We start from the raw sequence: 14,146 nt of genomic DNA, 5'->3' as shown, positions 1-14,146 counted from the left end.
AAGCTGCGATAAGCTACGGGGAGCTGCACACGAGCGTTATATCCGTAGATTTCCGAATGGGACAACCTGCTGTATTGAAGATGCAGCACCCGCAAGGGAGCCAACCCCGAGAACTGAAACATCTAAGTACCGGGAGGAAAAGAAAATAAGAATGATTCCCTGAGTAGTGGCGAGCGAAAAGGGAAGAGCCCAAACCGGGTCGGCGTGCCGATCCGGGGTTATAGGACCACATTTAGAAGTCGATATCAAACTGAATCATCTGGAAAGATGAGCCATAGCAGGTGATAGCCCTGTAAGTGCAAATTATCGAGGACGCGTGGTATCCTGAGTAATGCGGGACCGGAGGAATCCTGCATGAATTTGCCAGCACCATCTGGTAAGGCTAAATACTCCTCAGACACCGATAGTGAACCAGTACCGTAAGGGAAAGGTGAAAAGCACCCCGAACAGGGGAGTGAAATAGTACCTGAAACCGTGCGCCTACAAGCGGTCGGAGCTCTGCAATATGAGTGACGGCGTGCCTTTTGCATAATGAGCCTACGAGTTGCTCCTCACTGGCGAGGTTAAGTTCATATTTAACGGAGCCGCAGCGAAAGCGAGTCCAAACAGGGCGACTAGTCAGTGGGGGCAGACGCGAAACTTTGTGATCTATCCATGGGCAGGTTGAAGGTGTGGTAACACACACTGGAGGACCGAACCCGTTGACGTTGAAAAGTCTTGGGATGACCTGTGGATAGGGGTGAAAGGCCAATCAAACTGAGAGATAGCTCGTTCTCCCCGAAATGTTTTTAGGAACAGCGTTGCATTTAGAAGTTTATTAGAGGTAGAGCTACTGATTGGGCTAGGGGGCTTCACCGCCTACCAAACCCTGACAAACTCCGAATGCTAATAAATATCTGCAGCAGTGAGGCTTTGGGCGCTAAGGTCCAGGGCCGAGAGGGAAATAACCCAGATTAGCAACTAAGGTCCCTAATACGTAGTTAAGTTGATCAAACGAGGTGGGATTTCTATAACAGCCAGGATGTTGGCTTGGAAGCAGCCATTCATTTAAAGAGTGCGTAACAGCTCACTGGTCGAGAGATCCTGCACGGAAAATAATCGGGCATCAAACTACGAACCGAAGTTCTAAATTTCAGCTTGTCTGAAGTGGTAGGGGAGCATTCAAATCTGCACAGAAGGTGTATGGCGACGTATGCTGGAGCGATTTGAAAAGAAAATGTAGGCATAAGTAACGATAATTAAAGTGAAAAACTTTAACGCGAAAAGTCTAAGGTTTCCTGATCAACGTTAATCGGATCAGGGTTAGTCTGGTCCTTAGGAAAACCCGAAAGGGGCATCTGATGGAAAGAAGGTTAATATTCCTTCACCTGCTATGCATTAAAAGTGACGCAGGGACGTGGTTGTTGCGTACGGACGGAAGTGTACGCTGAGTGGAGTCTTCGGACGAAGCGAAACAATAAAATCCCTGCCAAGAAAAGCGAGCATAGCAGCCAGTACCGCAAACCGACACAGGTAGACGGGATGAGTATTCTAACGCGCTCGGGTGAGCCGTGGAGAAGGAACTAGGCAAATTGACGCTGTAACTTCGGGATAAAGCGTACCACAGCGATGTGGTCACAGTAAAATGGTTCAACCAACTGTTTAACAAAAACACAGGGCCCTGCAAAATCGTAAGATGACGTATAGAGCCTGAAACCTGCCCGGTGCTGGAAGGTTAAGGAAGGGTGTTCGGCGCAAGCCAAAGCTCCTGACTGAAGCCCCAGTAAACGGCGGCCGTAACTATAACGGTCCTAAGGTAGCGAAATTCCTTGTCGGGTAAGTTCCGACCTGCACGAATGGTCTAATGAGTTGAACACTGTCTCCTCCACGAGCCCGGTGAAATTGTAGTATCGGTGAAGATGCCGGTTACCCGCCACGGGACGGAAAGACCCCGTGAACCTTCACTACAACTTTGCATTGATTTTGAGCCACAAATGTGTAGGATAGTTGGGAGACTATGAAGCAGTGTCGCCAGGCATTGTGGAGTCAACGTTGAAATACCAACCTTTTGTTGCTTAGAACCTAACCCATAACTGGGGACATTGCATGGTGGGTAGTTTGACTGGGGTGGTCGCCTCCTAAAAAGTAACGGAGGCTCGCAAAGGTACCCTCAGTACGGTTGGTAATCGTACGCAGAGCGCATTAGTAAAAGGGTGCTTGACTGTGAGACAAACACGTCGAGCAGGAGCGAAAGCTGGCTAAAGTGATCCGGTGGTTCTGTATGGAAGGGCCATCGCTCAAAGGATAAAAGGTACTCCGGGGATAACAGGCTGATCTTACCCAAGAGCTCATATCGACGGTAAGGTTTGGCACCTCGATGTCGGTTCGTCACATCCTGGGGCTGGAGAAGGTCCCAAGGGTTCGGCTGTTCGCCGATTAAAGTGGCACGTGAACTGGGTTCAGAACGTCGCAAGACAGTTCGGTCCCTATCTGTGGTGGGCGCTAGTAAATTGAGTGGACATGACCTTAGTACGAGAGGACCGGGTCGTACGTACCGCTGGTGTATCTGTTGTGCCGCCAGGTGCAATGCAGAGTAGCTATGTACGGACAGGATAAACGCTGAAAGCATCTAAGCGTGAAACCTTCCACAAGATGAGTTTACTTTTAAGGGTCGTCGAAGACTACGACGTTGATAGGCTACAGGTGTAAAGTTGGTAACAGCAAAGCCGAGTAGTACTAATTGCCCGTAAGCTTTATTTTTTTTCTTGTAATGGTCGAAATTAGCTTCCCAATATGTAACTTATTACGCTGACAGTATGATAAGAGTTGTATGTGTCAGTAAAGTTCTTATGGTGGTTTTGCCGAGGGTGTTCACCTCTTCCCTTTCCGAACAGAGAAGTTAAGCCCCTCATGGCCGATGGTACTTGCATTTTGCTGGGAGAGTAGGTAGCTGCCATATTCATTGAGCCCGTTCAGTTTTACTGACCGGGCTTTTTTTATGCCCCCAACTCACAGCTCCTCATCCCCATCATCCACACCACCACTTCCCCCTCACCATGACCCCCAGGCATACCCCTCACCCCAACCTCACTCTCCCTCAAACACACACACATAAAAAAAGTCCGGCCTTTACAGCCAGACTTCCCAATATCAGAAAAACTTTATTCATTTTCCATCGTCATAATATCCCGGTCAAAAAGGTAAAGCCCACTCTTGTCGTCACCGATCAGTTCCAGTTTGTCATTGCATTCTCTTGCAAGCCTTTCTTCCTCCATCTGTTCCATCACATACCATTGCAGAAAGTTATGGGTGGCATAATCTTTCTCCGCAAGCGCAATTTCTACGAGGTTATTAATGCTTTCACTTACTTTCAGTTCATGTTCGTACAATTTTTCGAATGCCTGCTTCAGCGATACAAATGTAAGTACCGGTTGCTCCAGTGCTGGGATCACAGCAAAACCGCCTCGTTCATTGATAAAATGGATCAGTTTCAGCATATGACTCCGCTCTTCTTCACTATGCTTAAAGAAAAACTGCGTAACTCCTTTCAACCCAGGCTGAATTTCAGCCCAGCTGCCCATGGCCAGGTAAGCCTGGGACGATTGCGCTTCCATCAAGACTTGTCCGTTTAACGCTTCTTTCATTGTTTTTGACAGCATACTCATTCATTTTTTGATGTACTTATCGTAAAATAAGAAATATTACGCATTATGAAAGTTTATGCATTCATTTTTATTCCCATTGTAACGGATATAACGGCCGGCTGTACAATCGATTACGTAGCTTTGCGCAAATCCCCTTCATGTCTTTTGAGCATCAAGATATAACTGACTGTAATCGTTGCGCGAAAAGGTTCACTAATATCTTCTGCAATCCCGCGAATGATTCCATGCGGGAAATTGATGCTGAAAAGACCTGCACTTCCTATAAAAAAGGCGAATATATCTTCAAAGAAGGTGCACGCCCATTCGGCATCTATTGCGTTAACCACGGTAAAATAAAATTATCCAAGCAGGGCGACGACGGTAAAGAACAGATCATCAGACTGGTGAAACCAGGCGACCCGCTCGGATACCGCTCTCTGCTTAGCGGCGATCGGTATAATGCGTCTGCCATTGCACTTGAAAACAGTGGCGTCTGCTTTATTCCCAAGGACCTTTTCATGGGTATCCTGCAGAAAGACAGCTCTCTTACCCTGGAAATGCTCAAATTGCTTTCTGATGACCTGAAAAAAGCAGAACAGCAGATCACTCATCTCGCGCAGAAACCTGTCCGCGAAAGGGTGGCAGAGGCACTTTTATTCATCAAAGAAACGTATGGTTTTGAAGAAGATGGCCAAACCATCGCAGCTGCATTCAGCCGGGAAGACATTGCCAATATTGTAGGCACCGCTACCGAAACCACCATCAGACTGCTTTCCGAACTCAACCGGGAAGGATTGATCCAGCTCAACGGCAAGAAAATAGTGATCCTCGACCTTAAAAAGCTTGTCCGCGTAGCTGATATTTCAGATTGATCCTGTTACATGATAAAAATCATCTTTACTCCAATTACCTGTCATTTTTAATCCTGCGTTCCTGTGCCACATTTGCCAAAATACTGAATGGCAATGTCTGGACAAATTGAAACGGATCAGCTCAGGGAAATGCCGGCGATGCAGTTCACCGAAACAGTAATCAGCCGGGTTTATCCCGTTCTGTTCGGGCAGGTGAGCGGGATTGGAGAATATATGCAGCAGCTTTTCCCCGGCAATGATGAACGGATTTATCAGTCTTTGCTCAATAAAATCTATAGTGAACTCGACGATCAGTACCGTAAGGAAAAGCTGGTATTATTCCCTTTTATCCTGCAATTACAGGCCGAAAATAAGCTGGCCGAGAGCTGCAAACCTTTCAAGAGTGTAAAAACCCATTATACCAGCATGCTGGTACTGCTTACTGAAATCAGGGAAAATCTCCGGGCCGGTGATGTGATCCCAGTCACGGGTAGTATCCAGGAACTTGTGAATTTATTGCAGGTTTTTGAAAAAAACCTGGTAGCAGTGCACGTTACCAAAGACAAGTACCTGTTTGCGCCGTTCAGAAGTTGTAAGGGCTGTAAATCGTTATAAGATGAAATCATTTATAAGTGAAGCGGATAGCAAAACAACATATTGTGCGCATTGCGGTGATGTATGCGGAAGCGATAGCAGACAGGCCTATAACTTACAATTCTGCTGTGCAGGTTGTGAAACAGTATACTCGATCCTGAATCAGCATAACCTTACCCAGTATTATTGCCTGAACGATGCACCCGGTAATAAACTGAAAGACATACCCGATTCGGCTTTCAGTTATCTCGATGATGAAAAGACCATGCTGGCATTGCTTGCGTATAAAGACGAACAGAGAGCCCGCGTGGTATTACACCTTCCGCAGATCCACTGCAGTTCCTGCTTATGGTTACTGGAAAAACTCGACAGGCTGCATCCCGGTATACTTGCCTCACAGGTAAATTTCCTCGCAAAAGAGATCGCCGTCTCCTTCGATCATAAGCAGTTATCATTGCGTCAGGTAGCGGAATTACTGACGTCCATCGGTTATGAACCGCATATTTCCCTTTCCGATGCCGAGGCCGGCAAACGGAAAAAATACAACCGCAAAGTTGCCATGCAATTGGGTCTTACCGGTTTCTGCTTTGCGAATATCATGCTGATCAGCTTTCCCGAATACCTCGGATTATCTTATGAAACTGAACCTCATATCGCCGTATTTTTCAGGTATATCAACTTATTACTTTCTTTACCGGTTTTCTTCATCGGGGCACAATCCTTTTTCGTGAATGCCTGGCAGGGACTTAAACAGAAATTCCTGAATATCGATGCACCAATCGCACTGGCCATACTTGTTACTTTTACCAGGAGCCTTTACGAGATCATCGGGAATACCGGCGCCGGTTACCTGGACAGTATGAGTGGTATCGTTTTTTTCATGCTGATCGGCAGAACCCTTCAGCAAAGAACAGAATCTTCATTGCGTTTCAACAGGGATCACACCGCTTATTTCCCGATCTCGGTTACCGTACTGGATAATGGCGAACGCAAACCAAAAATGCTGAGCGCCCTGCGCAAAGACGATATTGTTCAGCTGCACCACAACGAGATCATCCCGGTGGATAGTATATTGAGCAAAGGAAAAACGGAGATCGACTACAGCTTTGTAACGGGTGAATCCACACCTGTTCCGGTTACGCCCGGCGGAATTGTTTATGCAGGCGGACGCATCAAAGGCAGCAATGCGGAAGTGATTGCACTGAAACCTTTTTCGCAAAGCAATTTTACACAGTTGTGGAATGATCCTGCATTTTCTTCAGACCATAAACAAACCACATCTTTTATAACACTGATCAGCCGTTATTTCTCACTGGTATTACTGATCATGGCATTTACTGCCGGTACTTACTGGTACCTGATCGATCCTGCAAAAGGCTGGCATGCGTTTACTTCTGTGCTCATCGTTGCCTGTCCCTGCTCCTTATTGCTGGCAGCTTCGTTTACTTACGGTTATACCATGGAACTCTTTTCCCGGAAAGGCCTCTTTGTAAAAAATACAAACACAATCGAGAACCTTGCACTTACCGATCATGTGGTGTTCGATAAAACGGGAACACTTACTGATGCTGATAATGTAACCATTGAATACCAGGGCCTGAATTTCAACAGGGAAGATCTGCAGGTATTTATTTCGCTGATGTCGCTTTCCGTACACCCTTTGTGCAAGGCACTGGTGAAGCAATATGAAGATGTGGAACTGATCCCCGTTGAACATTTCAAGGAAACAGAAGGTAAGGGTATGGAAGGCTGGATTAACGAAAAATATTATAAAGCCGGAAGTGCTTCATTCCTGAAAATATCACCGGTGAACCTTGAACCGGCCAGTGAAATTTTTATGTCGATCGACGGAATGATCCAGGGCAAGTTTGTGATCCGCAATAAAGTAAGATCTGATATACCTGCATTATTGAAATCGATGAACGGGTTCGGTATCAGCCTGCTGAGCGGCGATAATGAAAGTGCAAGGATGCAGATGCGCAAACTGTTCCCGCAGCATGCAGCCTTGTTGTTCCGTCAATCGCCGCAGGATAAACTGGATTACATACGTCGTCTGCAGCTGGAACAAAAAGCGAAAGTATTAATGATAGGCGACGGACTGAATGATTCCGGTGCATTAAAACAGGCGGATACGGGGATCACCGTTGCAGAAGATATATTTTCTTTCTCACCGGCCTGCGATGCAATTATGGACGTAAAAAAACTGGGCGGCCTGCATCATTTTATCCAGGTGGCAAAAGCTGCGAGGTGGATCGTAATAGGGCTTTTTATTTATTCGCTTTGTTATAACGCCGTAGGACTTTCTTTTGCCGTGAGTGCAAAATTGCAACCGGTCATCGCAGCTATTCTCATGCCGGCATCATCCATCAGCATTATCCTGATCGCTTACCTGGCAACACGCAGGGCAGGCATAAAATACTTCGGAACTGAGCGTATCGCGAAACATGATCAAAATCATATTTCTTCCTAATCGATCACATTTTTCACGCGGCCGGACAGAAATAATTTTGCCTTATTAAATCGATCGAAAGTGAAAGTGATCATACTCCTTCTCGGAATCAGTTTACTGGTAGCCGTTTTTTTTCTGGCGGCTTATCTCTGGAGCGTGCGGAGCGGACAATTTGAAGACGATTATTCACCGGCACACCGGATCTTTTTTGACGACGATAACCATCAATCTAAACCATAGCTTTTATGCAGGCAGAGAAGTTCTACTATGATAACAGGATCGTAAAACAGTTTGGTATCGCAACCCTGTTCTGGGGCATTGTCGGAATGCTGGTCGGGGTGATCATTGCATTCCAGCTCGCGTTTCCCGCGCTCAATTTCGGAATCCCGTACACTACGTTTGGCAGGCTCAGACCTGTTCATACCAATGCAGTCATTTTTGCTTTTGTAGGTAACGCTGTATTTGCAGGTGCTTATTATATCCTGCAAAGGGTATTGAAAACCCGTCTGTTCAATGATACGCTGAGCAAGATCCATTTGTGGGGCTGGCAGCTGATCATTGTGCTCGGTGCCGTATCGCTGCTTGCCGGTTACACTACCGGTAAGGAATACGCTGAACTGGAATGGCCGATCGATATCCTTATCACCCTCATCTGGGTTGTATTTGGAGTGAACATGTTCGGTACCATCCTGAAAAGAAGAGAGCGCCATCTGTATGTGGCCATCTGGTTCTTTATCGGTACCTGGGTAGCAGTAGCCTTACTTCACATTGTCAACTCTTTTGAACTGCCGGTAACACTCTTCAAAAGCTACAGTATCTATGCCGGTGTGCAGGATGCCCTTGTGCAATGGTGGTACGGACATAATGCAGTTGCCTTCTTTCTTACCACACCATTTCTCGGCCTTATGTATTACTTCGTGCCGAAAGCTGCAGATCGCCCCATCTATTCTTACCGCTGGAGTATCATCCACTTCTGGGCGCTGATCTTTATCTATATCTGGGCAGGACCTCACCACCTTTTATATACCGCTTTGCCCGAATGGGCACAGGCATTAGGTACCGTATTCAGTATCATGCTGATCCTGCCAAGCTGGGGCGGTATGCTGAATGGTCTGTTCACACTGCGTGGCGCATGGGATAAAGTACGCGAGGATCCTATTCTTAAAATGTTTGTGGTTGCACTCACCTGTTATGGTATGGCCACTTTTGAAGGACCGATGTTGTCGCTGAAATCAGTGAACGCGATTAGTCACTATACAGACTGGACCGTTGCCCACGTACACATTGGAGCGTTAGGATTCAACGGGTTCATGGTCTTCGGTATGTTGTATTACATGGTGCCACGAATGTGGAATACAACCTTGTATTCACGTAAAATGGCGAACATGCATTTCGTGATCGGTACCATTGGTATCCTGATCTATGCAATTCCATTGTACTGGGCAGGATTTGCGCAAAGTATCATGTGGAAGAAATTCACTGAAAGCGGTCAGCTGCAGTACCAGTTCCTGGAAACAGTAACACATGTGATCCCGATGTATGTGGCGCGCGGAATAGGCGGAACCCTTTACCTGGTTGGTGCAGTGCTTGCTGTGTATAATATTTCAAAAACCATGAAGCAGGGAGCATTCATCAACAATGAAGCTGCTGAAGCATTACCGCTTTCTGCACAGCCGATGCCTGTTGTGAAAATGCACTGGCATAGTGTGATCGAAAGAAGGCCTGTACGAATGCTGGTGATGAGCCTGATTGTAGTGGCTATCGGTGGTGCTGTGGAGATTATTCCCACTTTCCTTATCGAAAATAACGTACCTACGATCGAAGCCGTAAAACCATATACACCGCTCGAATTGCAGGGCCGCGATATTTATGTGCGCGAAGGTTGTTATACCTGCCACTCACAGATGATCAGACCTTTCCGGGATGAAGAAGCACGCTATGGCGAATATTCAAAGGCTGGCGAATTCGTTTATGATCACCCGTTCCAGTGGGGTAGTAAACGTACCGGACCGGATCTGCAGCGCGTAGGTGGTAAGTATCCGGACAGCTGGCATTACCGCCACATGAACGATCCGGAAGAGATCAGCCAGGGTAGTATCATGCCGGCGTATCCATGGTTGCTCACTGCAGATCTGAACACAAAAACAACTCCGGCTAAAATAAGAGCGATGCAACAGCTCGGCGTTCCTTATCCGAAAGGCTATGACAAAGTTGCCAATGAGGAATTACGCAAACAGGCTGAAGGGATCGCAGCAAATCTTGCAAAAGATAAAATCAAAGTAAGCAGCGAAAAAGAGATCATTGCAGTGATCGCTTACCTGCAGCGCCTCGGGGTTGATATTAAGCATTCACCTAAACCAAGCAGCAATGAAGTTCACTAATTACCTCAAACAGATTCAGGACGTAAGCATCTATCCGCTTATATCGCTCGTTCTTTTCATGACCGTATTTGTAATAGCCGTTGCCTACGTATTCAGTGCCGATAAGAAAAAAATGGAAGACAAGGCTGGTATCCCATTAAAATAAAAAAACAACCTATGTTGCTCAGACTGGTAAAAGATAAACGGAGATCATTTATGCTGGCAGGTTTGCTGCTTGCCTGCTCCGGTGCTATGGCACAAACCGCCGCACCCGCCACAGCCGTACCTGCTGCAGGTAACGGATATGAAGTAGCTCGTTATGTGATCGTGATCATCGCTTTTGTAATGGCCTGCGTCATCGCGGTGCTGGGAAGCGTTCTGAAAGTTGCAGCTGCCATGCACCTGGAACGTGTTAAAGAAGAAGAAAAGAAAAAAGCGGATCTGCTCAAACCTGCTGCCAGCATATTCGCATTACTGCTGACCTTAAAGCTTTCTGCGCAGGATGTGGCCGCAACAGCAGCGCCCGCAAAAGCATCTTACCTGCCATGGGACATTACTTTGTTTCTCTGGGTGCTTGGTATTGAGCTTGCTGTAATCCTGTTCCTCGTAAGATCATTACTGCAGTTCCTCCCTGCAAAAAAAGCAAAGACTGCCGAAGAGATCGAAGCACGCAAAAAGCTTCCCAGCTTTTTCCAGAAGATCAACAAGACCGTTCCGCTGGAACAGGAACATACACTGGACCTTCAGCACAACTACGACGGCATCAGGGAACTGGATAATAATATCCCCGGCTGGTGGAAGATCGCTTTTTACGGTACCATCGTTTTTGCCTTCGTGTACCTCTACCGCATGTTTGTGGCTGAATCCATGCCCACACAATTGCAGGAACTGGCCAGGTCTAACGAAGCTGCAGCTATTGAAATGCAGGCTTATCTCGCAAATGCTGCAAACAACGTGGATGAAAAAACAGTCACCATGCTCGATGCAGCAGGCATCGGCACCGGTCATGAAATATTTATCAAGAACTGCGCAGCCTGCCATGGCGATAAAGGCCAGGGTGGCGTAGGACCTAATCTTACAGATGAATACTGGCTGCATAAAGGAAGCCTGAAAGACGTATTCTACTCCATCAAATACGGCTGGCCGGAAAAAGGAATGAAGAGCTGGAAAGAAGACCTGTCGCCGGTACAGATAGCGCAGGTAGCGAGTTATATCAAATCGATCAAAGGTTCCAATCCGCCGGCAGCCAAAGAAAAACAAGGTGAACTTTTTGAAGAGCTGGCAGCAGATTCAGTGGTAGCAAAACAATAAAATGCAGAAAGAAGCAGGTTATAGTACCCCGGGTGACTTCAGGAACAAGATCACAACCGTAGACAAAAAAGGCAAACGGAGCTGGTTATATGTGTTGAAACCGGAAGGGCGTTTTTATAAAGTACGGACATGGGTATCGGTGATCTACCTGCTCCTTTTCTTTTCCCTCCCTTTTGTAAAAGTACATGGCTCCCCGTTCTTTCTTTTCAATATCACGGAAGCACGCTTTGTCTTTTTCGGCAAGGCTTTCCTCCCGCAGGACTTTATCCTCTTGGGAACAGGTATGCTGGTATTTCTCCTGTTCGTGATCGTTTTCACACTGGCATTCGGCCGTGTTTTCTGCGGCTGGGCCTGCCCGCAGACCATCTTCATGGAAATGGTATTCCGTAAGATCGAATACTGGATAGAAGGCAGTGCGACCAGGCAGCGTGTGGCTGATAAAAACAAATGGACCTCACGATTGATTGCAAGAAAAGCGCTCAAGCATGCTATTTTCTTTATCCTGTCTTTCATTATCGCCAACACGTTCCTGTCGTACATTATCGGTATGGATGAACTTCGCCGGATCATTACGGAACCTGTATCCGAACACCTCGTTGGGTTCATTGCGCTTTTGTTCTTTACCATTGTGTTTTACATCGTTTACGCATTTGTACGTGAGATCGTTTGTACGGTGATTTGTCCTTACGGAAGATTACAGGGCGTACTGACCGATAAAAATTCCATTGCGGTCAGTTACGACAGGGTAAGGGGCGAACCGCGCTCTAAACGCCGTTCCGAGGAAAATGCAGGTGATTGTATCGATTGCAGCCTTTGTGTTCACGTATGCCCTACAGGTATAGATATCCGCAACGGCGTACAGCTGGAATGTATCAACTGTACTGCCTGTATCGATGCGTGCGATAGTATGATGAAAAAGGTAGGGAAACCTACAGGTCTTGTCCGATATGCAAGTGAGAATAATATCATCGAAGGAAAGAAAATCGGGTTTACTTACCGTATGAAAGCTTATACGGCAGTGCTGGTTGTACTGATCGGTATACTTGTTACCCTTCTGGTAACCCGCTCAATGTTCGATGCTACTGTGCTGCGGGTGCCCGGACAGGTGCTGCAGGAACATCCGGACGGAACGGTGAGCAACCTGTACAGGATCCGCGTCGTAAACAAAAGCAATATGCCACAGCCATACCATATCAGGCTGAAACAAAACGGCGCCAGCATTCAATATGTAGGCAAAGCGCTCGACAGCCTGAAACCACTGCTCGAATCGGAGGAGACATTTTTTATCAGCATGCCCAAAAGCATGATCACTGCAAGAAAGCAAAAAATAGATATCGAACTGATGTCCGGTGAAGAACTGGTACAGACCAAACAGGTATCTTTTATAGGAGAATATTAATATGATCAGGAAACTTACACACGGAGGCAATGTTGTTTTGGCCGGTTTTGCGGCAATGATCCTTTTTATGGCCACGTTGGTATATATGTGTACCAGGCAGCGTATTGACATGTCTACCGACCGTTATTACGAACAGGAGCTTGCATTCCAGTCGCAGATCAATGCCGCGGCCAATACACAGCAATATGCTGCCCAGTTCAGCGTGCGTACAGAGCCGGGAGTGGTTATATTACAACTGCCAGCCAGCCTGAGTGGTGAAATTGAAAATGCAAATGCTGTTTTTTATTGTAAATCAGACAGTCGTTTGGATCAACAGGTATCTTTGCAGCCGAACGCGGGCGGTGAATACCGGATCAGTACGGAAAAATGGAGCGGCAAAGGCAAAGCGTTCGTAGCAAAAATAAAATTCAACAGCGGCGGTAAGTCTTTTTACCAGGAATTACCAGTCACTATTCAATGATGATCAAAACAGCAGGGTTAATGAAAACAGATATCAGGAACAGGAAAGATATTATGCTGCTGGTGAATTCGTTTTATGATAAGGTACGCATGGACGTAACCATCGGCAGGTTTTTCAATGAAGTGGTAAAGATCAACTGGGAAGAACATCTTCCTAAAATGTACAGTTTCTGGGAATCGGTATTATTCGGCACCGGTGGTTATAAGGGGAATGCGATCAGGAAACACCTGGAAGTGAACAGGCAATCCCCGCTCGAACTGAAACACTTTGAACAATGGCTGGTTCTTTTCAAGGCTACCGTAGATGAACATTTCGAAGGTGAGAAAGCCGCAGAGGTGAAACAAAGGGCCATAGCCATGTCGCAGCTCATGTTATTCAAGATCGGACAAAGTGCCGAGCCTACATTTATTGCATAATTATGTCAGCATTCTGGTTATCAGCATTTATCCTGGGTATTGCGGGGAGCCTGCATTGCATGGGAATGTGCGGCCCGCTGGTGATGGCCATGCCGTTCAAACAGGCTGGAAAATCCTCACTGCCGGTTTACCTGCTGTTTAAAACAATCGCTTACGGATGCCTGGGAATATTTGCAGGACTTTTCGGGCGCGGTTTTGCATTGCTTAACTGGCAGCAGGTGCTCTCCGTATTGGCTGGCATTTGTATCCTGATCATAGGCCTTCTTCCCGGTATCATGCGCCGCGTTCCTGTTTCTTCCGTTCTGCAGCAGCAATATGCCAAATGGTTTCTCCGCATGCAGCAGACCCGTAAACGCAGGTATTTTGCGGTTGCCGGCTTTTTGAACGGCTTGCTTCCCTGCGGACTCGTGTATGCTGCATTTGCAGGTGCATCCGTAACAACTTCAGCACTCGGCGGTTTTACTTATATGTTCCTGTTTGGCGCCGGTACCATTCCTGCACTACTGGCTGTGATATGGTTAAAAAAAGGCGTTTCATATAACGTCCGTAAACGAATCAGCCGTTTGTCTGTTGTTGTATCCGTTTGTATTGGTGTACTACTCATTATCCGCGGGCTGGATCTCGGTATACCTTATCTCAGCCCTTCTGCCAGTCACAATGAGATCAGTTGTCATTAATAAAAC

The 14,146-nt window shown here is 46.7% G+C and carries 12 protein-coding genes and 2 rRNA genes; 13 read left to right on the top strand and 1 reads right to left on the bottom strand.

Going from position 1 to position 14,146, the window contains the following annotated elements:
- Both B5D42_RS11115 and rrf read left to right on the top strand, forming a co-directional pair.
- A 23S ribosomal RNA gene (locus tag B5D42_RS11115) occupies positions 1 to 2,740 on the top strand; the annotation flags it as partial.
- An 87-nt stretch (positions 2,741 to 2,827) separates the two neighbouring features.
- Positions 2,828 to 2,938 (top strand): 5S ribosomal RNA (rrf, locus tag B5D42_RS11110).
- Positions 2,939 to 3,140: 202 nt separating this feature from the next.
- Here the strand turns inward: rrf and B5D42_RS11105 are convergent.
- The gene (locus B5D42_RS11105) at positions 3,141 to 3,638 is read right to left on the bottom strand and encodes a ferritin (RefSeq protein WP_078831572.1); all 498 of its coding nucleotides are present in this window, start codon (positions 3,636 to 3,638) and stop codon (positions 3,141 to 3,143) included.
- Positions 3,639 to 3,868: 230 nt separating this feature from the next.
- Between B5D42_RS11105 and B5D42_RS11100 the strand changes: the two genes are divergently transcribed.
- The 11 genes from B5D42_RS11100 to B5D42_RS11050 all read left to right on the top strand — a co-directional run bounded on the left by B5D42_RS11100 (position 3,869) and on the right by B5D42_RS11050 (position 14,140).
- Positions 3,869 to 4,495: a Crp/Fnr family transcriptional regulator gene (locus tag B5D42_RS11100; protein ID WP_245825653.1), complete on the top strand. Its 627-nt coding sequence runs from the start codon at positions 3,869 to 3,871 to the stop codon at positions 4,493 to 4,495.
- 93 nt (positions 4,496 to 4,588) lie between these two features.
- Positions 4,589 to 5,089, top strand: a complete 501-nt coding sequence (locus B5D42_RS11095; RefSeq protein WP_078831570.1) for a hypothetical protein — start codon at positions 4,589 to 4,591, stop codon at positions 5,087 to 5,089.
- Between the two features lies 1 nt (position 5,090).
- The gene (locus tag B5D42_RS11090) at positions 5,091 to 7,538 is read left to right on the top strand and encodes a heavy metal translocating P-type ATPase (RefSeq protein WP_078831569.1); all 2,448 of its coding nucleotides are present in this window, start codon (positions 5,091 to 5,093) and stop codon (positions 7,536 to 7,538) included.
- A gap of 60 nt (positions 7,539 to 7,598) precedes the next feature.
- The gene (gene ccoS, locus B5D42_RS11085) at positions 7,599 to 7,757 is read left to right on the top strand and encodes a cbb3-type cytochrome oxidase assembly protein CcoS (RefSeq protein ID WP_078831568.1); all 159 of its coding nucleotides are present in this window, start codon (positions 7,599 to 7,601) and stop codon (positions 7,755 to 7,757) included.
- Between the two features lie 5 nt (positions 7,758 to 7,762).
- Entirely contained in the window at positions 7,763 to 9,898 is a 2,136-nt protein-coding gene (gene ccoN, locus B5D42_RS11080; RefSeq protein WP_078831567.1) for a cytochrome-c oxidase, cbb3-type subunit I, read from the top strand.
- The gene (locus B5D42_RS11075; protein WP_139367115.1) at positions 9,885 to 10,043 is read left to right on the top strand and encodes a CcoQ/FixQ family Cbb3-type cytochrome c oxidase assembly chaperone; all 159 of its coding nucleotides are present in this window, start codon (positions 9,885 to 9,887) and stop codon (positions 10,041 to 10,043) included. The genes ccoN and B5D42_RS11075 overlap by 14 nt, the downstream gene beginning before the upstream one ends.
- Before the next feature lie 11 nt (positions 10,044 to 10,054).
- Entirely contained in the window at positions 10,055 to 11,188 is a 1,134-nt protein-coding gene (locus tag B5D42_RS11070) for a cbb3-type cytochrome c oxidase N-terminal domain-containing protein (RefSeq protein WP_139367114.1), read from the top strand.
- Between the two features lies 1 nt (position 11,189).
- Entirely contained in the window at positions 11,190 to 12,587 is a 1,398-nt protein-coding gene (ccoG, locus tag B5D42_RS11065) for a cytochrome c oxidase accessory protein CcoG (RefSeq protein WP_078831566.1), read from the top strand.
- 1 nt (position 12,588) lies between these two features.
- Positions 12,589 to 13,047, top strand: coding sequence for a FixH family protein (locus B5D42_RS11060; protein WP_078831565.1), 459 nt, complete (start codon positions 12,589 to 12,591; stop codon positions 13,045 to 13,047).
- 20 nt (positions 13,048 to 13,067) lie between these two features.
- Entirely contained in the window at positions 13,068 to 13,463 is a 396-nt protein-coding gene (locus B5D42_RS11055; protein WP_078831584.1) for a group III truncated hemoglobin, read from the top strand.
- A gap of 2 nt (positions 13,464 to 13,465) precedes the next feature.
- Complete coding sequence (locus tag B5D42_RS11050; protein ID WP_078831564.1) at positions 13,466 to 14,140, top strand: sulfite exporter TauE/SafE family protein; 675 nt, start codon at positions 13,466 to 13,468, stop codon at positions 14,138 to 14,140.
- The last annotated feature ends 6 nt before the right edge of the window (positions 14,141 to 14,146 follow it).

Source organism: Sediminibacterium ginsengisoli, from assembly GCF_900167075.1.
Classification (GTDB): domain Bacteria; phylum Bacteroidota; class Bacteroidia; order Chitinophagales; family Chitinophagaceae; genus Sediminibacterium; species Sediminibacterium ginsengisoli.
This window is presented reverse-complemented; position numbering and strand designations above follow the sequence as displayed.

Coding starts and splice junctions, on each gene's coding strand:
- B5D42_RS11105 (WP_078831572.1), bottom strand. CDS start 3,638: ATGCTGTCAAAAACAATGAAAGAAGCGTTAAACGGACAAGTCTTGATG.
- B5D42_RS11100 (WP_245825653.1), top strand. CDS start 3,869: ATGCGGGAAATTGATGCTGAAAAGACCTGCACTTCCTATAAAAAAGGC.
- B5D42_RS11095 (WP_078831570.1), top strand. CDS start 4,589: ATGTCTGGACAAATTGAAACGGATCAGCTCAGGGAAATGCCGGCGATG.
- B5D42_RS11090 (WP_078831569.1), top strand. CDS start 5,091: ATGAAATCATTTATAAGTGAAGCGGATAGCAAAACAACATATTGTGCG.
- ccoN (WP_078831567.1), top strand. CDS start 7,763: ATGCAGGCAGAGAAGTTCTACTATGATAACAGGATCGTAAAACAGTTT.
- B5D42_RS11075 (WP_139367115.1), top strand. CDS start 9,885: ATGAAGTTCACTAATTACCTCAAACAGATTCAGGACGTAAGCATCTAT.
- B5D42_RS11070 (WP_139367114.1), top strand. CDS start 10,055: ATGTTGCTCAGACTGGTAAAAGATAAACGGAGATCATTTATGCTGGCA.
- ccoG (WP_078831566.1), top strand. CDS start 11,190: ATGCAGAAAGAAGCAGGTTATAGTACCCCGGGTGACTTCAGGAACAAG.
- B5D42_RS11060 (WP_078831565.1), top strand. CDS start 12,589: ATGATCAGGAAACTTACACACGGAGGCAATGTTGTTTTGGCCGGTTTT.
- B5D42_RS11055 (WP_078831584.1), top strand. CDS start 13,068: ATGAAAACAGATATCAGGAACAGGAAAGATATTATGCTGCTGGTGAAT.
- B5D42_RS11050 (WP_078831564.1), top strand. CDS start 13,466: ATGTCAGCATTCTGGTTATCAGCATTTATCCTGGGTATTGCGGGGAGC.